Source organism: Acidovorax sp., assembly GCF_016783915.1.
Classification (GTDB): Bacteria; Pseudomonadota; Gammaproteobacteria; order Burkholderiales; family Burkholderiaceae_C; genus Acidovorax.
Map to the genome: position 1 here is coordinate 1 of NZ_JADHVT010000072.1, position 21,060 is coordinate 21,060.

The following is a 21,060-nucleotide window of genomic DNA, read 5'->3' on the forward strand; positions in this document are numbered from 1 at the left end:
CTTCCAGGTTCGAGGCCGTCTGCTCTGTGCGCGCCGACAGGTCGTGGTTGCCGTTGGCAATCTCTACCGACGCCGACGATACCGAGTCCACCCCCTGGCGCACTTCACTCACCACACCACGCAGCCGTGCTGACATGGCCGAGAGGGACCTGGTGAGCACGCCCAACTCATCCTTGCGGTCATCGTGAATGTCCTGCGTGAGGTCTCCGGCCGAGATGGCTTCAGCCAACACAACTGCTCGATCGAGCGGAAGCGTGATGGAGCGCACCAGCAACGCCGCCAGCAGCATGCCCAAGGCTACCACCGCGATGGCTGCGACGGCTCCGATCAACGCGAGGTTGCCGCGCGTGGCGCGCGCGGCCTGCATTGCTTCGTCACGCTGGCGTTCTTGCACGGCCACGAACTTGTCAATCGACTCCAGGTAAGCCACCACCTTGGGACGGTAGACTTTCTCCACATAGGCCTGCTTGGCGGCAGCGTCTCCCGCGTCGGTCAGTTCTTTGAGCTTGTCTGTCTGACCGCGAACATCGGCACGCGCGGCGGCCACTGCAGCCAATGCAGCCTTGTCCTCGGGGGACACCGCCGCCTTGTTGATTTTTTCCTGTACCGGGGTGATGCGCGCGGTGAGCGCGGCCACCCGGGTATCGAAATCTGCCTTGAGTGCCTGGTCGGTGGTAACAAACCCTGCCATCGACATGGTGACGGCCACTTCCGCCAAGCCGCGCCAGCTGACCGCCGTGGTGATGGCAGACTCGTATTTGTTGACCGCATCTTCAGTTGCGGCGGTCACTTGCCGCCCATACATCTGTGTCCAGACAGCGGCCACCAGCATCAGCGCCAGCAGCCCAAGAATCACGCTCCACATCTTGTGGGCGACGCGCAGGTCATTGAATTTCATGGTTACTCCTGATGCTCTGCGAAAACTCCAAGGTTCCGCGTTGTTGTTTCTTGCCCGAGGAAAACCACCACCCCGCAACCGGCGTCCACCCCGGCTGAACACCCGCCAGCGAGGCACAGTGCGGGTGTAACCAGTGTTATTGGATTCCTTGGGGCGTGTTATCAGTACAAGCCCTAAAATGAATCGGTGACCTCCATACTCAACGCCGACCTGCACTGCCATTCCGTCGTCTCCGACGGAACCCTCACGCCCGAAGACCTGGCCGCGCGGGCCAAGGCCAACGGAGTGGAGTTGTGGGCGTTGACCGACCACGACGAGATCGGAGGCCAGAACCGTGCGGCCGCTGCCGCCCGGGCCCAGGGCATGGCCTACCTCACCGGCACCGAGATTTCGGTGACCTTTGCCGACACCACCGTCCACATCGTGGGCCTGGGCTTTGACCCCGACGACGCCCAGCTGGCCCAGGGCCTGGCCGCCACACGCGGCGGGCGCGGCGAACGGGCGCACGACATGGCGGCCCAACTGGCCCAAGTCGGCATCAATGGCGCCTACGAAGGCGCGCTGCAGTTTGTGGGCAACCCGGCGCTCATCTCCCGCACCCATTTCGCGCGCTTTCTGGTGGAAACCGGCGTGTGCAAGGACACCTCCGAGGTGTTTCGAAGATACCTGACCGAGGGCAAGCCCGGCTATGTGCCGCACCGCTGGGCCAGTCTGGGCGACGCCGTGCGCTGGATCACCGAAGCCGGGGGTATGGCGGTGATCGCCCACCCGGCGCGATACAAATTCAGCGCCAACGAAGAATTTGCGCTGTTCTCCGAGTTCAAACAGCATGGCGGGCGCGCGGTAGAAGTGGTCACCGGCAGCCATAGCGCCGCCGAATACGCGACCTACGCGGCCATGGCGCAGGAGTTTGGTCTGGCCGCCTCGCGCGGCAGCGACTTCCACAGCCCGGACGAGTCCCACACCGACCTGGGTACGCTGCCCTTGCTGCCCGGCGCTTTGACCCCCGTGTGGGAACTGCTGTCCGACCGAATTTTGCGATGACCCCACGCGCCGCATCGAGCGCGCCAGCAGCCGGCAACCGCCCTGTGAAGGATGCCCCGCTTTGCCGTGCTCTGGGGCGCTGCTCACTGCATCATTGAGAACTTGCTCCTATGGCCCAGTATTTCGAAGCCCACCCCGACAACCCGCAGCCCCGGCTGCTCAAGCAAGCCGCGTTGCTGCTGCAAAAAGGCGGCATCGTGGCCGTGCCCACGGACTCGAGCTACGCGCTGGTCTGCCACCTGGACGACAAGGACGCGGTGGACCGCCTGCGCCGCATCCGCCAGGTGGATGAAAAGCACCACCTCACACTGCTGTGCCGTGACCTGTCGGAGCTGGCCAACTACGCACGGGTGGACAACCGCCAGTACCGCTTGCTCAAGCTGGGTACGCCAGGCCCTTACACCTTCATCCTCGAAGCCACCAAGGAAGTGCCCCGCCGGGTGAGCCATCCCTCGCGCAAGACCATTGGCCTGCGTGTGCCCGACCGCAAGGGCCTGCAGTTGTTGCTGGAGCTGCACGGTGCCCCGCTGCTGGCCACGACGCTGATACCTGCGGGCGAAACCGAGCCCCTGAATGACCCGCAGGAGATCCGCGAACGCTACGAAAAACTGGTGGATGCCATCGTGGACGCAGGTGCCTGCCCGCTGGAGCCCACCACCGTGGTGGACCTGACCCCCATGGGCACGGGCGGCGACCCCGTGGTGGTGCGCGAAGGCCGGGGCAGCCTGCAGGCGCTGGGCTTGTAAGCCGGCTTCGGCACCTCGCGCTGTGCAAACCCGCCCCAGGGCCTGCTGAACCGTCTGTTGTGTAGCAGGGCCAAAACTGGCGCTGCCCAAAACCAGCGCCACCGTGGAACTGGCTTTGCCAGGCCCCCGGTGGCGCCCCCTTGGGGGAAGCCGCGCAGCGGCTCAGGGGGTTATAGCTTGAACGCCCCGACAGCCTGCTCCAGGTCCCGGGCCTGCGCCGACAACGCCGACGCCGTGGTCACCGCATGCTGCACCAGCGAGGCCGTCTCTTGCGTGCTGCCGTCCATGTGCGACACCGCCACGTTGACATGGCTGATGGCCTCGCTCTGCTCGCGCAGGGCGGTGGAGATTTCGCCCAGCAGCGCGCTGACCTGCCCCACGGCACCGACAATCTCTTCCATGGTTTTGCCCGCCTTGCCCACCTGGCCGGCACCGCTTTCGACCTGTTCGACCGACGCGCTGATCAGCGCCTTGATCTCGCGCGCTGCCACCGCGCTGCGCTGGGCCAGGTTGCGCACCTCGCTGGCCACCACCGCAAAGCCACGGCCCTGCTCGCCGGCACGCGCGGCCTCTACAGCTGCGTTGAGCGCCAGGATATTGGTCTGAAAGGCAATGCCCTCGATCACCTGGATGATGTCCACGATCTTGCGCGAGCTGCCACTGATGGCCTGCATGGTCTGCACCACTTCGCCCACCACCGAGCCACCTTGCTCGGCAATCGCCGACGCCTGCACGGCCAGGCCGCTGGCCGAATGGGCGCGTTCGGCGTTCTGGCGCACGGTGGCTGTCAGCTGCTCCATGCTGGCCGCCGTCTCGGTCAGGGACGACACCTGATCTTCCGCACGGCGCGACAGATCGGTATTGCCGTGGCCAATGTCTGCCGCAGAGGCGGTGATGGAATCGGTGCTTTGCTTGATGCGGGAAACCAGGTCGGTCAGCGTGTCCTCCATGGTTCCCAGTGCGCCCAGCAGGCGTCCAAAGTCGCCCTGCAGGTCGGAACTGAACTCCTGGCTCAGGTCGCCCGAGGCCACGGTTTCCGCAATCAGGATGGCCTGGTTGAGCGGCGCCACAATGCTGGCGCGCAGACTGAGCGTGGCCACCAAAGCCAGCACAAACACCACCACACTGCAGCCGATGACCCAGGTGCGCGCACTTTGCAACTGCGCCAGCGCTGCCTGCGCCGGGGGCGTGGCACCCTGCAGCGCCTGCTCGGCACCGCCGATGCCAGACAGCGCCATCACCATTAGCAGCAGCACGACGAGTGCGAGGCCGCCAAACGCCAGCAACAGGCGCGTTCCGATCTTCAAGTTGTTCCACATGGCTTCAATGTCTCCTGGCCTGTTGTATGTCGTTGTGGGAGGGACCGCCGCGCAGCGCTGCGCGCCAAATGGCACGGGCCGCAGGCAAGAAGGCTGATGCTAGCAACGAACACCCCCGCATGGAGGCCTATCGGCATACGTACAACCCACAACAGCACACGGGCACAGCGTATGCGCACACACGCTGCGTCACCCTGGCAACGCCGGGGACAGTGGAGCGTCTGAGACAATCCCGGCGTGGACACCTCCAATCTCATCCAAACCGTTCTGATCTACGCCCTGCCGGTGCTGTTTGCCATCACCGTGCACGAGGCGGCCCATGGCTACGCGGCGCGCCACTTTGGCGACAACACCGCGTACATGATGGGGCGCATCACGCTCAACCCGTTCAAGCACATCGACCCGGTCGGCACCATCCTGATGCCGCTGCTGCTGTACTTTGCAACCTCGGGCGCATTCCTGTTTGGCTACGCCAAGCCGGTGCCGGTCAACTTCGGCAATCTGCGCAACCCCAAGAAGCACATGGTGTGGGTGGCCCTGGCGGGGCCCGCGTCCAACTTCATCCAGGCCATCGCCTGGGCCGTGCTGCTCGTGGTGCTGGTGGGAACGGGGATCGAGGAGCGCTTCTTCCTGGAAATGGCACGCGCCGGGGTCATGGTCAACCTGGTGATGTGGGCCTTCAACCTGTTTCCGCTGCCGCCGCTTGATGGCGGGCGCATTCTGGTGGGCCTGCTGCCCTGGAAACAGGCCCATATGGTGTCGCGCGTCGAGCCCTGGGGCTTTTTTATCGTGATGGGCCTGGTGATCGCCGGGGTGGTGGGCACGCTGTGGCTGCGCCCCCTGATGGCCGTGGGCTACACCGCCATCAACCTGTTGCTCACCCCGCTGACGGCCTTGCTGCGCTGAGCGCAGCACAGCCTGTGAGCCCGCCACTTCCTGTTCATTTGATCTGCTGAGTTTTTGTTTCCCATGAGCACCACCCGTTTTCTCACCGGCATCACCACCACCGGCACCCCCCACCTGGGCAACTTCGTCGGCTCCATCCGCCCGTCGGTGGCGGCCAGCCTCACGCCCGGCGTGCAGAGCTTTTACTTTCTGGCCGACTACCACGCGCTTATCAAGTGCGAAGACCCGGTGCGCATCCAGCGCTCCACGCTGGAGATCGCGGCCAGCTGGCTGGCCGCAGGGCTCAACCCCGAGAAGGTCACGTTCTACCGCCAGTCCGACATCCCCGAGATCCCGGAGCTGACCTGGCTGCTGACCTGCGTGACCGGCAAGGGCGTGCTGAACCGTGCCCACGCCTACAAGGCCAGCGTGGACAAGAACACCGCCGCCGGGCGCGAGCAGGACGACGGCGTGACCGCAGGCCTGTTCATGTACCCGGTGCTGATGGGCGCGGACATTCTGATGTTCAAGGCCCACAAGGTGCCGGTGGGCCGCGACCAGATCCAGCACATCGAGATGGCCCGCGACATGGCGGCCAGCTTCAACCACCTGTACGGCGAGCACTTTGTGCTGCCCGAGGCGGCCATCGACGACCACGTGGCCACACTGCCCGGGCTGGACGGCCGCAAGATGAGCAAGAGCTACGACAACACCATCCCGCTGTTCAGCTCGCGTGCCCAGCTGCAAAAGCTCATCGGCGGCATCCTGACCGACTCGCGGGCGCCCGGCGAGGCCAAGGAGGTCGAGGGTTCGGCTCTGTTCCAGATCTACCAGGCCTTTGCCACGCCCGAAGAGACCGAGGCCCTGCGCAAGGCCTATGCCGACGGCATTGCCTGGGGCGACGCCAAGCACCTGCTGCTGGAGCGCGTGGACCAGGTGATCGCCCCCATGCGCGCGCAGTATGAGGAACTCATCCACAACCCCGCCCGCATCGAACAGACCCTGCTGGCCGGTGCCGAGCGCGCCCGCGCGCTGGCCACGCCGTTCATCCGCGAGCTGCGCAGCGCCGTGGGCCTGCGCAGCCTGCTGCAGGCCAGCACAGCCGCCAAACCGGCCAAGGCCGCCAAGGCCGCATTGCCCGCGTTCAAGCAGTACCGCGAAGCCGACGGCAAGTTCTACTTCAAGCTCGTGGCCGCCGACGGCCGCCTACTGCTGCAGAGCACGGGCTTTGACGCACCCAAGGAGGCCGGCCAGGCGATTGCCCAATTGCAGAAGGACAGCGCAGCCCTGCAGACCCTGGCCCCGCGTTTGGCGCCCGTGGACGGCGTGGAAGCTGCCGAAGTGACGGCCGCCCTGCAGGCGCTGGCCGAGGCCGCCACAGCATAAGCCGGCGCGCCACCGAGCGCCGCGTGCAAGACACACAGCCCGAGCCGCAAGGCTGCGGGCTTTTTTTGCACGCCTTCTGACATCTAATGCTACCTTTTTGATAGCTACTCGGGCATATTTCACCAGCGCTACCGGTCAAAAAAGCTTCAAACACCTTTCCGTCACCCGATAAGGGCCCCTCCGCACACCCGGCGCCCCTTCAGTCCCGGTACCGCACCAGGGCCCACAGCGTGGGCCGCTCCCCGGTGCGCAGCCCGGTCTGCACCGTGCCGGTAAAGCTCCAGCGCCGGTCCTGCGACTCCCATCCATGGGCCAGGGCCAGGCTCCAGCCCGGGGCGCGTTGCACGGTGTTGGCCTCGTCACGGTAGCGCATGCCACGCCATGTCAGGCGCAGCAACGAAAAGCTGCGCGCCTCATGGCGCCATGTGGTCTGGCCCAGCACCACGTGGCGGGCAAGGCCGGGCAGCCAACGCCCCTCCAGACCCGCCCCGGTGTTGCGCGATGTGGTGTGGATGTAGCTGCCCAGCACGCTCCAGCGCGGACCCAGCAAATGGTTGACGGAAACCGTGGCCTGCGCCAGCTGCCCCTGCCCGAAGACGGGCGTTTCCTCATAGGTGTTGAGCGTGGTCTGGGCATTGAGCACCACGGGGGCGATGGTGGCCACGTTGTCAAACAAGGCCCCCGTGTTTTGCGCAAACAGGCGACCGTTGGCAGCCACCAGGTTGCTGATGCGCTGCCCCGACAGACTGGCTCCCCAGAAGGTGGTGGCGCTGGCCTCCCAATCCAGTTGCACCGCGTGCTTGCGGGCGTAGCTGCCCGCCAGCAGGTACTGGTTGTCCACGGCAATGGCGCCCGTGGCGACGGGAGACAGGGTGTGCGTGCCGGGCGCTCGCACGCTCTCCTGCCAGGCCCAGTGCAGGGCCCGGCCTGGGCCCAGGCGCAGGCTGGCGCCCAGGCGCGGCAGCAGCCGGTGGTGGTGCGCCGCGCCGTCGTCCTGCGCGGGCAGCAGGTCTTGTCCCGTCGCCGTGTCGGCATAACGGTCGCGCTGGCGGGTGGTGAACCGGGGCCAGTACGCCTCGGCCATCCAGGTCCACGCACCGCTGCGCCATTCGCCCGCCACCCAGGGCATGTGGTAGCGCTCGGTGTTGGTGCGCGGCGTGGTGATGCCGGGGTCAGAGATCGCGCTGACGGTATCCCGGTCCACGCCCTCCCAGCCCACGCTCAGGCGGTGCGCGCCCCACAACACGGTGTGGCGCAGGAACAGGCCCTGCTCGTCACTGGCATAGCGGTAGTCCTGGGGGCCCCAGCGCGCATCGTCCAGCACCAGGCCGGAGGTCTGGCGCCCGCTGTGCACCTTGAACCAGGTCTGGCTGTCGGCCGACCATCGCCACGCGGCGCCCAGGTCGGTGCGGCGCGTACGCGTCTCGGCGCCGCCGGTGAAGGCGATGCCGTTGCCAAAGTCCAGGCCCTGCGGAAAGCGGTAGCGCAAGGTGGTATCGCCATGCAGCGCAAACAGCGACAGGCTCTCGTTGGGCCGCACACCCAGCGCTAGATCCGCTGCGGGCGACGACAGACGGTACTGCGTGGGGGCGGGGCCTTCGCGGGGCCACATCTGCACGTCGTTGGCCCGCACCAGCCAGGCCACGGGCACGCTGCTGGCGGCAAACCCGCGGTAGCCCACATCGGCCGTGGCGTTGTGGCGCAGCGGGTTGCGTTCAGCACTTGCGCCCATCGACCATTCACTGCCTGCAGACAGCAGGAGCGGCGCGCGCTTGTCGCTGGCGCCAAACACGGTGGGGTCGGTGAGGTAACCCTGAAACAGCTCGGAGCGGCGGCTGAAGTCACTCTCGTACCGGTCGGCCAGAAAGAAGTGGCTGCCTGCCCACAGCGGGTAGTACGACGCACTGGCGTAGGCCCGCGCCCAGTGCTCCATGCCAAAGTCGCCCAGTGCCTTGCCCAGGTTGGCCGAGCCCTGGCTGTCCGAGGCCAGCGGGTTGAGCGACTTCAGGTAGGGCAGCCGCGTGAGTGCCTCGCGCGCTGCGGCCATGGCCGCCACGGGTTCACCGCTGTCGTTGCGCAGCATGGCCTCCACCTGCCAGGGCAGCGGGTCACGCGCGTCGGCCACGCGTGCACGGTCCAGCGCGTCCAGCGCTGCGGCGCGCTCGCCCAGCGTGTATTCGGCCACCGCCAGCCACACCTGTGCGCGGGCGTATCGCGGCTCGATCACCAGGGCCTTGAGCAGCGCGGTGCGGGCGGTCTCGGCATCGCCCTGCCGCAGGGCCAACAGTCCGGCAGCAGCCAGGGCCACGTAGTCGTCGCCCGACCGGGCCAGGGCGGCGTCGAGATCGATGCGCGCATCGGCCAAGCGCAGGGCTTCGATGGCCGCCGTGGCGGCTTCGCCCCGATAGGCCGCGTGGTCTGGCGCCAGGGCCACGGCCTGGGCCAGCGCACTACGGGCCGCGCGCAGGTCTCCACGCTCTTGCAATGCGCGGCCCAGCCCTGCCAGGGCGGCAGCCCGCTGTGCATCGCCCTCCGCGTGGGTCAACGCCTGCTGGTATAAGGCCAGGGCGGCATCACCCTGCCCTTGCAGCCGGTGCCAGTCGGCGTCGGCCTGCAGCAATGGCGCAAAGCCGGGAGACGCGGCCCGCGTGGTGTCCAGCCAGGTGCGCGCTTCTGGCTGGCGGTCCAGCGCCATCAGCAGGTCGGCGCGGCCCGCAGCGGTGCGAGGGTCTCGCGTGCGCTGCCAGGCCAGGGCCAGGCGCAGCTGCGCAGCGTCGGGCTGGCCGTCCAGCACCTCCAGGTCTGCCAAGGCAAGCTCCACCACCGCCACGCCGTCATCCGGCGCAGACAGCGTCAGCAACAGCGCACGCGCCTGCGCCCACTGCCCGGCTTGCAACGCGGTGCGCACCGCAGCCAAGGCGGGTGCAATATGCACAGGCTGGAACTCGGCCCACCGCGCCAGGCCGCCTGGGTAGGCGGCCACCCACTGCACCCGCTCGCGGGGGTTGACCAGCAGTCGCTTGACCGGCGCCTGGCCCGGCTCGGCCACGCCCTGCTCGGCGGGCCCCAGTTGCACGCTACCCAGGTCGTTGCGCAACTCCACAGCGCCGGACAGCACGGTGAGCGTGGTCCGCCCCGCTCCGTCCACCTCCACGTCCCAGTCGGTACCCCGCACCACGGCCAGCGCTGCAGGCGTTTGCAGTTGCAGATTGGCCGGGGCCTTCTTGGTGCGTGCCCACAGCCGGCCCGCGGCCAGTTCCAGCAGGGTGCGCGCTGGCTGGGCGTCGCACAGCCTCAATTGCGCATTGGCCGACATGCGGATCTGCGTGCGGTCTACCAGCAGCAATGCGGCGGATGACAACGCCAGTGTGCGTATGTCTGCCCCGGCGCCGAGTTGCTGGGCCAGGGTGGCAGGCCCCCAGGGCCCGGTTCCAGGTGCTCGGGTTTCACCTTGACCGCTGAGCGCCACGATCTGCGCCGCCACCGCCTCAGGCGCCAGGGGCACACCGGCACATTGCGCGCTGGCGCCGGTAGCGCTCCACGCCGACAAGGCCACACTTACAGGCGTAAGCCACGCCAGGCGCGATGGGGACGAAAGCTGGGGGGTGGGCATGGTGGGCCTCTTTGGGGGAGTCGTACGCCGTAGAGCCTGTTCAAAGTCTCTTGTGCTCAGGTTTTGTCCAGCACCTGCGCGGTAAATCCGGGTACGGCATGGGTCGCAGGGCCGCCCGTCTGGGCACTGTCTGCCTGTGCCTGCACCCGGGCCTGCAGACGCAGAGCCTGCTCCCGCCACTGTGGTGCCTGCGCGCACGCCTGGGCGCATAGATCGGCACAGCACTGTAGTGCCTGCGCCCAGCGCGCTGCCTGCAAGTGGCCGTGCAGCGTGTGGCTGATGGATGCCAGCGTGGGTTCGTCACACGGCGTGTACACGTCCACACTGGTGCTGCGCCCGGCAAGCACCACGGTGTCCAGCCACATCAACGGGACGTCCAGGGCTTTGCCCACCTGCAGCGCATCGTGTGTGGCGCCCGACAGCAGAATGCCTGTACCAAAGGCCTTGTTGGCCCCCTCCAGCCGCGCAGCCGTGTTCACCGCATCGCCCACGGCGGTGTAGGTAAACCGCTCATGCGATCCGAGGTGGCCCACAGCGGCCTCGCCGGTGTGCAGGCCAATGCGCAGGTGCACCTGCGCGAAGGGTGTGCCCTGCCACTGGGCCCGCAGGTCCACCATGTCGGCCTGCATGGCCAGCGCACACGCCAGAGCGCGGTCGGCATGCAGGGCATCGGGCACCGGCGCGTTCCAGAACGCCATGACGGCATCGCCGATGAACTTGTCCAGCGTGCCGCCGTGCTGGTGCACCGTGTGGGTCATGCGCGAGAAGTAGGCATTCAGCGCCTGGGCCACGGCCTCGGGCGGCAAATGCTCGCTGGCGGCAGTAAAGCCTGCCAGGTCTGAAAACAGCAGCGTCAGCACCCTGCGCTCGCCCTGCAGGTGAGGCTGGGCGCCATCAGCCACCAGGGCATCGACCACAGCCGCAGGCACGTAGCGGGCAAAGTCGGCCCGCAGTTGTTCGCGGCGGCGATGCTCGCGCCAGTAGCTGTCGGCCGCGCCCACGTTCAGGTGCAGTGCCAGGCCGGCCAGCGTGGGCAGCGCCGTCCACCACACCCCTGCCACGTACGCCCACAGCCCGCCCAACACTGCCAGCAGCGCAAGCGCTGCACTGAGCACCAGCGCCCGCCCGCCGCGCCAGCGCCGGGTCAAAGCGGCCACGCAACCCACGGCCAGCACACCCTGCAGCAAGGGACCGGACGGGCGGGCGGGCACCACCCAGTCGCCCGTCAACCCGTTGACCAGGGCTGTGGCGTGCACCAGTACACCGGACTGCGTGCCAGTGCCCAAAGCACGCAGGGGCGTGGCGAACTGATCGACCCCATCCACCGGCGTGTTTTGCCCCAGCAGCACCAGGCGCCCCTGGACGGCAGTGGGCGGCAGCGCCCTGCCTGCCTCCAGTGCCTGGGTGTAGTGGGCATAGGGCAGTGGAACCTCGGGGGCGTAGTAGCGCAGCAGTGCACCCGGCGGCGGGGGCTGAAAGGTGCGCCCGGCGCTGCGCGCCAGCACCTGCCACAGGGCGTCGTCCTGTGCGGGCGCCAGGCGCAGCACACCATCGTCGTCGGGCTGCACCGCCACACTGCCCTGGCGGGTCGACGGAAACACCGAAGGCACGGCCTGCCGGTATTGCGCTACCTGGGAGCTGTTCACCGCCACCTCGGCCCCTGCAAGTACTACTGGCATCCGCCCTTGCAGGGCTCCCGCCAGCGCAGCATCGTCGGCGGGCGACTGGGGTGCGGAAAACAGCATGTCGATGCCCAGCGCTGCAGCGCCTGCGGCAGACAGCGCCTGCACCAATTGCGCATGCAGCCGGCGCGGCAGGGGTGGGGTGAGGTTCAGCGCCACCAGGCTGGGTTCGTCCAGCCCCACCACCAGTACGCCCACATCGGGGGGCGGCGCGGCGGTCAGGCTGGCCAGCAGGTCATGCTCCAGTCGCAACAACGACGTCCACACCGGCAGGGCATGCAGCAGCGCCAGCAAGCCCAGCGCGAGCAACACCCGCAACGTCCAGGCCTGCCAGGCGTCTTGAGTGACCGGTGCCTGCGTGCTTGCCATCCCGCTCCTCCACCGCTGCATGCGGCCGCGCATGCTCCAGCCACTGTAGTGGCAACTCCCTTGCGTGCACAGTGGGGGGATATACGCATCCCCCTGCCCCACGCAAACGCCATAGTGGTGCACCCTGTCGGTGCACAGCCCCCATGCATGTGCGTAAACTGGCCCCCTGATCTGCTCGAGAGAACTCCATGAAACTGCTATGCACCTCGCTGTCTGTGTTGGCTTTGTTGGCCGGTTGCAATGCCACCAACCCCTATGGACCTTCAGGCCCCATGGCCTCGGGCCGCGACCGCACCTTCAGCGTGCCGGTGTATGGGCCTGATACCTCCCAGGCCTATGCTGCTGCCACCCGCGAATGCCAGCGCATGGCACTGCACCCCAAGCTGCTGCGCAACGACGGCTCGCGCCTGGTGTTCGAGTGCGTGAGCGAGCTGCAGGACAAGCCTTGAGGCCACGCACCCACCCCGCGCCCCAAGATTCTGTGGGTTGTCGGGGCCTCCTGGTACTGGCGGTGCTGCTGGCGGGTTGCCAGCACCAGCTACCTTCGAAAGGCACTGCGACGACTGCATCACCCTGGGTCAACAGCCTGGGCATGGCCTTTGTCCGTGTGCCTGCGGGAACCTTCTGGATGGGCGGTGTGCCGCCCGTCGAGACGCTGGAGAAAACCTTTCCGCTGCTGGAGCGCAAGCGCTTCACCGACCTGGCGGACGAGTCCCCTGCCCATGAGGTACACATCACCCGCGCGTTCTACCTGGGCCAGCATGAGGTCACGGTGGGGCAGTTCCAGCGTTTTGTCGAAGCGTCTGGCTACCAGCCCGAATCCGAGGCTGATGGCACAGGCGGCTATGGCTACAACCCCTCCTACGACCCCACCACCACGCGGCGCGGCGATGCCTTCGAGGGCAGGGACCCACGCTATTCGTGGCGCAACCCCGGCTTTGCGCAGGGCCCGGACCATCCCGTGGTCAACGTCACCTGGAACGATGCCCAGGCGCTGGCTCAATGGCTCAGCCGCACCGAGGGTCACCCATACCGCCTGCCCACCGAGGCCGAATGGGAATACGCCTGCCGCGCAGGCAGCCGCAGCTTGTACCCTCACGGCGATGACCCCCAGGAGCTGGCCACCACGGCCAACACCTTTGACCAGGCAGCAGCGCCACTGTGGCCAGGCTGGCGCCAGCATGCACTGGCGAGCAACGACGGACACGCCTTTACCGCGCCGGTAGGCCGCTACGCCCCCAACGCGTTCGGGCTGCAAGACATGCTGGGCAACGCCTGGGAATGGGTGAGCGACTGGCACGGCGACACCTACTACGCCCAGTCCCCACGCACCGATCCGACCGGACCGGCAGAGGGCAGCGTGCGCGTGCGCCGGGGTGGCTCGTGGCACACCTGGTCGTTTTATGCACGCTGCGGCTATCGCAACTGGAACAGTCCACAGACCCGTTACACGCTGGTCGGCATACGGCTGGTGCGCGAGATCGCGGCGGCGTCACCCGCGCACTGACAGCTGCGCACAGAAGGGTTAATAAATGTCAAAACCCCTCTCAACCCGCGCTGCGCGACCCCGCGCCGTGGTAGTTATCGCCAATAATCCGCAGTTCGATTTTGGATGGGGAGAACCATGCGCATAGCCGCTTTGGACGACGATGCGCTTCAGCTGGATCTGATCAAGCAGGCCGCGGAGGCGATGGGCCATGTGTGCCACACCCACCTGACCGGTGCGGAGCTGATGCGCACGCTGCGCCGCGAAACCTTTGATCTGCTGATCGTGGACTGGCACCTGCCTGACACCACCGGACCCGAGGTGGTGCGCTGGGTACGCCAGAACGTGGCTGCCCGCGTGCCCATCCTGTTCGTGACCCACCGTCAGGAAGAGCGCGACATCGTTGAAGGCCTGGGCAGTGGGGCTGACGACTTCATGGTCAAACCCGTGCGCATCGGCGAACTCAATGCCCGCGTGGCCGCCCTGCTGCGCCGCGCCTACCCTGAAAACACCGGCGGCGTGATGGATTTCGGCCGCTACCGCTTCCTGCCGGAGACCCGGTCCATCGAAATGGACGGGGTGGCGGTGGAGCTGAAGAACCGCGAATACGACCTCGCCCTGTTCCTGTTCCAGAACATGGGTCGGCTGCTGTCGCGCGACCACCTCAAGGAAGTCGTCTGGGGCCAGGTGGCCGATGTGATGTCGCGCTCGCTGGACACCCACATCTCGCGCCTGCGCACCCTGCTCGATCTGCGCCCCGCCAACGGTTTCATCGTGACGGCGGTATATGGCGTGGGCTACCGTTTTGAAGCCGTCGAAGCCCAGCAAAAAAGCTGAAGGGCCGCGACAGAATCTGGCGGGTTCTGCCACTAGCAAGCCTGCCCGTTCCGTGCCCCATGAAGGAGACATGACTTGATCACCCCCCTGCCGTTTCGCATGCCCTCCAGTGCTGCAGCCTTGTTGTGCCTGGCAGCAACCACGGCCGTCTCAGCGCAGCCGGTCGCTGCCCCTTCAACACCCCGGCAAGGCGATGAAATTGCCCACTCCGTGAAGGAAGGTGACACCTTGGAAGGGCTTGCCCGCAGCTACCTGGCCAACCCGCGCCAGTGGCCGTTGCTGCAGGCCCGCAATAAGGTGGCCGACCCCAAGCGTCTGCAACCAGGCTCGTTGATCTTCATCCCCGTGCGGCTGCAGCCCAGCGAATCGGCCACCGTGCAGTTTGTGCAGGGCGAGGTCACGGCGCAGGCACGGGGCGGCACGGCCGCCCCGATTGCCACCGGCAGCAAGCTGGAAGAAGGCACGGAGCTGAAGGTGGGTCCAGAATCATTCGTGGCAGTGCAACTGGCCGACGGCACCGTGGTGCGGGTGCAGGCGCAGTCCGAGCTTCAGCTGCGCCAGTTGCGGCGGCGGGGGCGCGCAGGCAGTGTGCAGTCGGTGTTGGAGATGCACAAGGGCGGTGTGGAATCGACCGTGCCGCCCAGTACCGAGCCCCTGCGCCGCATGGAGATCCGCACACCGCTGGCGGTGACCAGCGTGCGGGGCACCCAGTTCAGCGTGGCCCTGGCCGAGTCGGGTCAGACCACGGCGTCGGTAGAACACGGCTCGGTCGCGGTGCAATCGCGGCGCGACACCGACAGCGAGCCAGGCGCCGCACTGAAGGCGCCGACTGCGCTGCTCGCTCCGGGGCAGGGCCTGGCGGTGGCCACTGATGGCACGGTGGGCGCCCCCCGCCCTTTGCTGCCCGCCCCCGATACCTCCGGCATGCCCGCCACACTGGGCGATGCGGGCCTGCTTGCCATCGACCTGCCAATGGCCTCTGGCGCCACCCGGTATGTGGCACAGGTGGCGCAGGACCCGGAATTCACACAGGTGCTGCGCCATGGCAGCTTCTCCGACGGCCGCCTGCGCTGGAAGGCACTGGACGACGGCCGCTATTACCTGGCCGTGCGGGCGCTGGACGATGCAGGCATTGCGGGCCTGCCCGCCGTGCAACCATTCATCGTCAAGACCCGCCCGGTGGCGCCGCTGTACCAGCATCCTGCGCCCGGTGCGGTTGTGCCCAGCGGCGCGGCCGAGCTGCGCTGCACGGAAGTCCCCGGCGTACGCTGGTACCGCGTGCAGGTGTCGGCCGACGCCCAGTTCACCCAGCCATTGCGCGATGAACAGCGCCTGGCCGAATGCCGACTGCCCCTGGGCGCTTTGCCTGCAGGCAGCTACTTCTGGCGCATTGCCAGCCTGCTGGCGCTGCCCGATGGACAGGCAGACCAGGGGCCGTTTGCGCCGCCACAACCTTTCACCGTGGCCGACCGGCCCACCGCTCTGTCACTGCAGGCGCTGCAGGCCGAGGACGGCGACCCTACCGTGCGCCTGCACTGGCCCGCCCAGGCCAGCCAGCGCTTCCGGCTGCAACGTACCGAGGCCACCGATCTGGACTTTGCCAAAGTTGGAGAGGACACCGTGCTCGACGCCCCCATCTGGACGGCCAGCAACTTGCCCGCAGGGGAGTACCTGGTACGCATCAAGGTGCTGGATGCCAGCGGGCTCGAGAGCGATTTCTCTCCACCGCGCAAGATCCGCGTGGGCACAGGCATCCGCACCGGCGCAGGTTTGCCGGTGTCCACCAGCAGCGGCACGCCCGTGGGGCGTCCTTGAGCGGGGCATGGAGCCCATCCAGCGCAGCCCTGTCCATCACAACGGCAGGCGCGGCAGCCCTGGCACGCGCTGAGCAGACGCTTCGCAGCCCACCCCTGTCATGCTGACCATTGCCCACCTGCGCCGCCGACGCCGACGCCTGGAATGGGCGCTGCTGGCCTGTGCTCTCATGGCGCTGGTGGCCTGGCTCAGCACCGCCGACAGCCTGGGCCGCGTCAACCACCTGGTGCAGGACGCGGGCATGCGCCTGGTCTCACGGCCCGCGCACCCCGACATCGTGATCGTTGCCATCGACGATGCCAGCATTGCCGACATCGGCCGCTGGCCCTGGCGCCGGGCATTGCATGCCGAGTTGATCGCACGGCTGACCGCCCATAACCCACGCGCCATTGGCATGGACGTGTTGTTCAACGAAGCCGACCTGGACTACCCCGAAGACGACCTGCTGCTGACCGATGCCATCCGGCGCAGCGCGCGTGTGGTGCTGCCCGTGCTGCGACGCGGCTATGGACCTGTCAACAACCAGACCGACATGCCCTGGCCAGCCTTTGCGGGCGCTGCAGCCGGCCTGGGACATGTGCATGTAGCACCCGACAGCGATGGCGTGGTGCGCAGCCTGTACCTGCTTGAAGGCCCGGCAGCAGCGCCCTGGCACCACTTCAGCAGCGCGCTGCAGTGCGTGGCAGACCGGCAGCCCGCCACCACCTGTGCACCCTCGCCCGTCAGCGAGGCTGACACCAGCCCCTGGCAGCGCACCGACCCCACACTCATCGCATATGCGGCCGGGCCGTCGCCTTTCACCACCTACTCGTACATCGATGTGCTGCGTGGCCAGGTGCCCGCCGGAGCACTGGAGGGCAAGTATGTGCTGGTGGGCGCTGCGGCCTCGGGCCTGGGCGACATGTTTGCCACGCCCGTCAGCCAGCAGTCGCGCCTGATGCCGGGCGTGGAGGTGGTTGCCCATGTGCTGGATGCCCGCCTGGCCGGCGAACACATCGTGCGCGCACCGCAGGCACTGAACATGGCCTTCAACCTGGTGCCGGTGGCCTGCGCGCTGCTGGCCTTGCTGCTCATCGGCCCCCTGGCCGCGTTGCTGACCAGCGCCGGGCTGGCCGTGGCCACGTTGCTTCTGAGCATGGCCTTGCCCTGGTGGGCGGGCCTGCAGTTCGCCCCGGCCGCCGCCTTGCTGGGCCTGACACTGGCCTACCCGTTGTGGAGCTGGCGGCGACTGAGCGCGGCCGCGCACTTCTTGCGGCTGGAGATGGAGAACCTGCAGCGCCAGGGTTTGCCCATGCGATTGCGCAGACGGCCTGGAGACTCTGCTGACTTTCTGGAGCGCCGCATCAATGCCGTGGAACGCGCTTCACGCCAGCTGCGCGACCTGCACCACTTCGTGAGCGAAAGCCTGCAGCAGCTGCCATCGCCCACCATTGTCTGCGCCCCCGAGGGCGAAATCCTGCTGGCCAACCAGGCAGCCCGCCAGCACCTGGGCGGGCCCACCCAGCCCTCCCTGCAGGGCCTGTCCGTGGTGGACCTGCTGGCCGACCTGGTGCAGGTGGGCACAGAGCAGCCGATCATCACCCAGGCCAGCCTGCGCAGCGCCGCCCTGCCCGGGCAGGCAGAGGGCACCGACGCCCAGGGCCGCAGTCTGCTGGTGCAGAGCAAGCCTTTCACCGACCTGGCCAACGCAGGCTGGCTGCTGACCCTGGTGGACCTGACCGAGATGCGCCGTGCGCTGCAGCAACGCGACCAGGCCATGCACTTCATCTCGCACGACATCCGCGCGCCCAACGCATCCATCCTGACGCTGCTGGAGATGCAGCGCGCCTATCCCGGCCGCCTGTCGGACCAGGAGTTGCTGGAGCGCATTGAGCGTTACGCGCAGGCCTCGCTGGGCATGGCCGAGAGTTTTGTGCAACTGGCCAGCGCGCAGACGCAGGAATACCGGATGGCGCCACTGGACCTGGCCGCCCTGCTCTCCGAAACCACCGACGATCTCTGGACCCTGGCCCGCGACCGCAACGTGGACCTGCGTACGGTGGCTGCCCCGGACACCGCGCCATGCCTGGGCGACCGCTCCCTGCTGTCCCGTGCGCTGACCAATGTGATCCACAACGCCATCAAGTTCAGCCCCGATGGCGGAGCGGTGCAATGCGCCATCGTGGCGCGCGGCACGCAATGGGTGGTGTCGGTGCGGGACCATGGCCCCGGCATTGCGCCCGAGCAGCAAGGCCGCCTGTTCACCCCGTACCAGCGGCTGCACGACCACAGCCACCCCACCATCGCAGGGGTTGGCCTGGGCCTGGCACTGGTGCAGACCGTGGTGCTACGCCACGGCGGAGCATTGGAGGTGGACAGCGACGTAGGGCGCGGGGCCGAGTTCCGGCTGGTGCTGCCGCAGCGGCTGAATGCGCCGTCGGACGATGACGACAACGCGCCATAGCTAGCAGCGAGGGGCCGACTGCGACTGCAGAAAGTCGAGCACCGCCCGGTGGTCGCCCTGGAAAACGATGCGGTCAGCCCGGCTTTGCCGCTGGTAGGCATACATCGGGTCGTAGTAGTCACGCATGAGTGCCGCAATCCAGCCCCGGTGCAACGACAAGTCGCCCTGACTCCGTTGCTGCGCAAGTGCTGCCTGCATCAATGTGCGCAGCGTCTGGTAGCGGTCGCCCCCGAGGCGCTTGGCAAGTTTTTCAAGGCTGTCGAGCAACCGCATTGCAAACAGGCCGGCACCCGCCGCCTCGCCATGGACCGCCACAAAATCCGCGCACTGCTGCTGCACATAGTCTCGCAAGATGCGCTCAACACGGGCGTCGAAAGAATCCTCCAGACAGACGATGGGTACCTGCTCCAGCCGCTGCCGCAGCTCCAGGGGCACAGAGCAACTGCCCACATGGCGCCCTTCGTCCTCCAGCACCAAGGTTTCGTGGCCCCGAGCACGTTTCTTGAGCACATCGATGGCCAACCGGTTCTCAAAATCGATCTGCGTGGGCTGGCCGCTGACACGCTGGCCAAAACTAGAACCTCGGTGGTTGGCATGCCCTTCCAGGTCGAGGCCGTTGGCCAGCTGCGCAATCACCTCGGTCTTGCCAGTGCCCGTCAGGCCACTGAGCACCACAAACCCACATTGCGCCGCCGCAGCCTGCGTGGTGCCGATGAGGAACCCACGCATGGCCTTGTAGCCACCCACCACCCGGGGGTAGTCCATGCCCGCTTCGTTCAGCAACCATTGCTGCACGATCTGCGAGCGCAGCCCTCCACGAAAGCAATACAGCACGCCCTGCGGGTGCGCCCGCGCAAACTGCGCCCAGGCCTCAATACGCTGGCGCTTAGTGCTGCCCGATACCAGCTGATGCCCCAGTTCAATCGCGGCCTCCTGGCCCTTGTGCTTGTAGCAGGTGCCCACCTGCTGGCGCTCGCCATCGTCCATCAAGGGGAGGTTGGCGACCCCAGGAAAGGCGCCCTGACCAAACTCCACCGGGGCGCGCACATCCATCATGGGCACATCGTTCAGGAAGATGTGCCGGTAGTCCGTCAGGTTAGTTGGCATCAGCGCAACTCGACGGCAAACGCCTGTCGCGGGGTGAGCTGACCAATGGGCTGCAGCGCCAGGCCCAGTTCCGTGGCCACCTGCAGAAACTCAGGTTCCCCCTCCGGGCTCACGGCCACCAATAGCCCCCCGCTGGTCTGAGGGTCGCACAGCAGGTGCTTCTGCACGTCGGTGAGGGGCGCAATTTTTGCGCCATAGCTGTCAAAGTTGCGCAGCGTGCCGCCGGGCACACAGCCCTGGTCCATGTAATAGTCCACCCCATCCAGGCGGGGCACGGACGCATAGTCAATCACGGCGCTCAAGCCGCTGCCTTCCGCCATCTCAACCAGGTGCCCCAAAAGACCAAAGCCGGTGACATCCGTCATCGCCGTCACACCCGCCAGTCGGCCAAACCGGCTCCCTGGCTGGTTGAGCGTGCACATCAGGTCCCGCGCCACACCCACGTCCTGGGGGCGCAGCTTGGCCTTTTTCTCTGCCGTGGTCAGGATACCGATCCCGAGCGGCTTGGTCAGATACAGACGGCAACCCGCCGTGGCCGTGTCGTTGCGCTTGAGGTGGCGCTTTTCTACGATGCCTGTCACCGCCAGTCCGAAGATGGGCTCCGGCGCATCGATGGAGTGCCCACCCGCCAGCGGAATGCCCGCCGCATCACACGCCGCGCGCCCGCCGCGCACCACCTCACGGGCCACCTCTGGCGGCAGCACATTGACCGGCCACCCCAGGATGGCAATCGCCATCAGCGGATCGGCGCCCATGGCGTAGATGTCGCTGATCGCATTGGTGGCTGCAATGCGCCCGAAGTCATAGGGGTCATCCACGATCGGCATGAAGAAATCGGTGGTGGACACCACCCCGCGCTCCCCATCCAGGGCATACACCGCAGCATCGTCCCGCGAAGTGTTGCCCACCCAGAGCCTCGGGTCCAGGTGCTGGGCCCCACTGCCAGCCAGGATCACGTCCAGCACCTTGGGGCTGATCTTGCAGCCGCAGCCTGCGCCGTGGCTGTACTGGGTCAGGCGGATGCCCGGGTTATCGGTTGGAAATTCTTGGGACATGCAGGGTTCCTTCGGGTCGCAGACGCAAGCTGCGCAACCACTCATTTTGGCCTACAGGCGCAGTGCCTGCGCATCACCCAGTGGCCTGCAGCCGAGCCGATAGAGTCCGTCTAAACCGCTGAACACCATACAAAACCGGACATAGTCCGAGCACATCCCCACCTAAAATCGCACCAGACCGGTGCATCCACTGCCCCACCGCGCCAGGCGTCCACCTCCGTGGTCACGCCTTCGCATTCTTTTGCAACACCGCGCCCACTTTCACAGCACTCCCCGAAAGAACCAGACATTCCATGTTTCAGCTTGACCTTCGCTCCTTGACCATCATGGCCGGACTGATCGGCATCGTCATGGGCTTGGTCCTGCTGGGACTGC

15 protein-coding genes are annotated in these 21,060 nt (G+C 67.1%); 9 read left to right on the forward strand and 6 right to left on the reverse strand.

Annotated features, from left to right (window positions below; genetic code table 11):
- Positions 1-898 (reverse strand): HAMP domain-containing protein (locus tag ISS20_RS14015; RefSeq protein ID WP_291437556.1); only part of this gene is annotated, 898 nt, incomplete at its 3' end.
- Positions 899-1,084: 186 nt separating this feature from the next.
- Between ISS20_RS14015 and ISS20_RS14020 the strand changes: the two genes are divergently transcribed.
- Both ISS20_RS14020 and ISS20_RS14025 read left to right on the forward strand, forming a co-directional pair.
- Positions 1,085-1,942 (forward strand): 3',5'-nucleoside bisphosphate phosphatase, encoded by an 858-nt coding sequence (locus tag ISS20_RS14020; protein ID WP_291437558.1) that lies wholly within the window; start codon positions 1,085-1,087, stop codon positions 1,940-1,942.
- 110 nt (positions 1,943-2,052) lie between these two features.
- Positions 2,053-2,688 (forward strand): L-threonylcarbamoyladenylate synthase, encoded by a 636-nt coding sequence (locus tag ISS20_RS14025; RefSeq protein ID WP_056060901.1) that lies wholly within the window; start codon positions 2,053-2,055, stop codon positions 2,686-2,688.
- Positions 2,689-2,858: 170 nt separating this feature from the next.
- On the opposite strand, the gene ISS20_RS14030 is transcribed toward ISS20_RS14025, so the two are convergent.
- Positions 2,859-4,007, reverse strand: coding sequence for a methyl-accepting chemotaxis protein (locus ISS20_RS14030; protein WP_291437562.1), 1,149 nt, complete (start codon positions 4,005-4,007; stop codon positions 2,859-2,861).
- Between the two features lie 237 nt (positions 4,008-4,244).
- Here ISS20_RS14030 and ISS20_RS14035 point away from each other — a divergent pair, with 237 nt between their 5' ends.
- A complete protein-coding gene (locus ISS20_RS14035; protein ID WP_291437563.1) occupies positions 4,245-4,913 on the forward strand; it encodes a site-2 protease family protein in 669 nt (222 codons plus the stop codon).
- A 63-nt stretch (positions 4,914-4,976) separates the two neighbouring features.
- Positions 4,977-6,278 carry a tryptophan--tRNA ligase gene (locus tag ISS20_RS14040; RefSeq protein ID WP_291437565.1) on the forward strand — a complete coding sequence of 434 codons (1,302 nt, stop codon included), beginning with the start codon at positions 4,977-4,979 and terminating at the stop codon, positions 6,276-6,278.
- A 199-nt stretch (positions 6,279-6,477) separates the two neighbouring features.
- Here ISS20_RS14040 and ISS20_RS14045 read toward each other — a convergent pair whose 3' ends face one another.
- Together ISS20_RS14045 and ISS20_RS14050 are read right to left on the reverse strand one after the other, a co-directional pair.
- Positions 6,478-9,891: a FecR domain-containing protein gene (locus ISS20_RS14045; RefSeq protein ID WP_291437566.1), complete on the reverse strand. Its 3,414-nt coding sequence runs from the start codon at positions 9,889-9,891 to the stop codon at positions 6,478-6,480.
- Between the two features lie 56 nt (positions 9,892-9,947).
- Complete coding sequence (locus ISS20_RS14050) at positions 9,948-11,942, reverse strand: adenylate/guanylate cyclase domain-containing protein (protein ID WP_291437568.1); 1,995 nt, start codon at positions 11,940-11,942, stop codon at positions 9,948-9,950.
- 188 nt (positions 11,943-12,130) lie between these two features.
- Between ISS20_RS14050 and ISS20_RS14055 the strand changes: the two genes are divergently transcribed.
- The 5 genes from ISS20_RS14055 to ISS20_RS14075 all read left to right on the forward strand — a co-directional run bounded on the left by ISS20_RS14055 (position 12,131) and on the right by ISS20_RS14075 (position 18,523).
- On the forward strand, positions 12,131-12,391 hold the full coding sequence (locus ISS20_RS14055) for a hypothetical protein (protein ID WP_291437570.1): 261 nt from the start codon (positions 12,131-12,133) through the stop codon (positions 12,389-12,391).
- A gap of 143 nt (positions 12,392-12,534) precedes the next feature.
- Entirely contained in the window at positions 12,535-13,449 is a 915-nt protein-coding gene (locus tag ISS20_RS14060) for a formylglycine-generating enzyme family protein (RefSeq protein WP_291437572.1), read from the forward strand.
- Positions 13,450-13,566: 117 nt separating this feature from the next.
- A complete protein-coding gene (locus tag ISS20_RS14065; protein WP_291437573.1) occupies positions 13,567-14,265 on the forward strand; it encodes a response regulator transcription factor in 699 nt (232 codons plus the stop codon).
- 75 nt (positions 14,266-14,340) lie between these two features.
- Positions 14,341-16,080, forward strand: a complete 1,740-nt coding sequence (locus ISS20_RS14070; RefSeq protein ID WP_291437575.1) for a FecR domain-containing protein — start codon at positions 14,341-14,343, stop codon at positions 16,078-16,080.
- Positions 16,081-16,180: 100 nt separating this feature from the next.
- Positions 16,181-18,523, forward strand: a complete 2,343-nt coding sequence (locus ISS20_RS14075; protein WP_291437577.1) for a CHASE2 domain-containing protein — start codon at positions 16,181-16,183, stop codon at positions 18,521-18,523.
- Here ISS20_RS14075 and mnmH read toward each other — a convergent pair whose 3' ends face one another.
- Both mnmH and selD read right to left on the reverse strand, forming a co-directional pair.
- Complete coding sequence (gene mnmH, locus ISS20_RS14080) at positions 18,524-19,630, reverse strand: tRNA 2-selenouridine(34) synthase MnmH (protein ID WP_291437579.1); 1,107 nt, start codon at positions 19,628-19,630, stop codon at positions 18,524-18,526.
- On the reverse strand, positions 19,630-20,685 hold the full coding sequence (gene selD, locus ISS20_RS14085; RefSeq protein ID WP_291437582.1) for a selenide, water dikinase SelD: 1,056 nt from the start codon (positions 20,683-20,685) through the stop codon (positions 19,630-19,632). The genes mnmH and selD overlap by 1 nt, the downstream gene beginning before the upstream one ends.
- Positions 20,686-21,060 lie beyond the last annotated feature (375 nt).

What these genes read in the sequence shown, in the direction of transcription:
- ISS20_RS14030 (WP_291437562.1), bottom strand. Translation starts at nt 4,007, where the DNA reads ATGTGGAACAACTTGAAGATCGGAACGCGCCTGTTGCTGGCGTTTGGC.
- ISS20_RS14060 (WP_291437572.1), top strand. Translation starts at nt 12,535, where the DNA reads ATGGCCTTTGTCCGTGTGCCTGCGGGAACCTTCTGGATGGGCGGTGTG.
- ISS20_RS14055 (WP_291437570.1), top strand. Translation starts at nt 12,131, where the DNA reads ATGAAACTGCTATGCACCTCGCTGTCTGTGTTGGCTTTGTTGGCCGGT.
- ISS20_RS14040 (WP_291437565.1), top strand. Translation starts at nt 4,977, where the DNA reads ATGAGCACCACCCGTTTTCTCACCGGCATCACCACCACCGGCACCCCC.
- selD (WP_291437582.1), bottom strand. Translation starts at nt 20,685, where the DNA reads ATGTCCCAAGAATTTCCAACCGATAACCCGGGCATCCGCCTGACCCAG.
- ISS20_RS14075 (WP_291437577.1), top strand. Translation starts at nt 16,181, where the DNA reads ATGCTGACCATTGCCCACCTGCGCCGCCGACGCCGACGCCTGGAATGG.
- ISS20_RS14050 (WP_291437568.1), bottom strand. Translation starts at nt 11,942, where the DNA reads ATGGCAAGCACGCAGGCACCGGTCACTCAAGACGCCTGGCAGGCCTGG.
- ISS20_RS14065 (WP_291437573.1), top strand. Translation starts at nt 13,567, where the DNA reads ATGCGCATAGCCGCTTTGGACGACGATGCGCTTCAGCTGGATCTGATC.
- ISS20_RS14025 (WP_056060901.1), top strand. Translation starts at nt 2,053, where the DNA reads ATGGCCCAGTATTTCGAAGCCCACCCCGACAACCCGCAGCCCCGGCTG.
- mnmH (WP_291437579.1), bottom strand. Translation starts at nt 19,630, where the DNA reads ATGCCAACTAACCTGACGGACTACCGGCACATCTTCCTGAACGATGTG.
- ISS20_RS14045 (WP_291437566.1), bottom strand. Translation starts at nt 9,891, where the DNA reads ATGCCCACCCCCCAGCTTTCGTCCCCATCGCGCCTGGCGTGGCTTACG.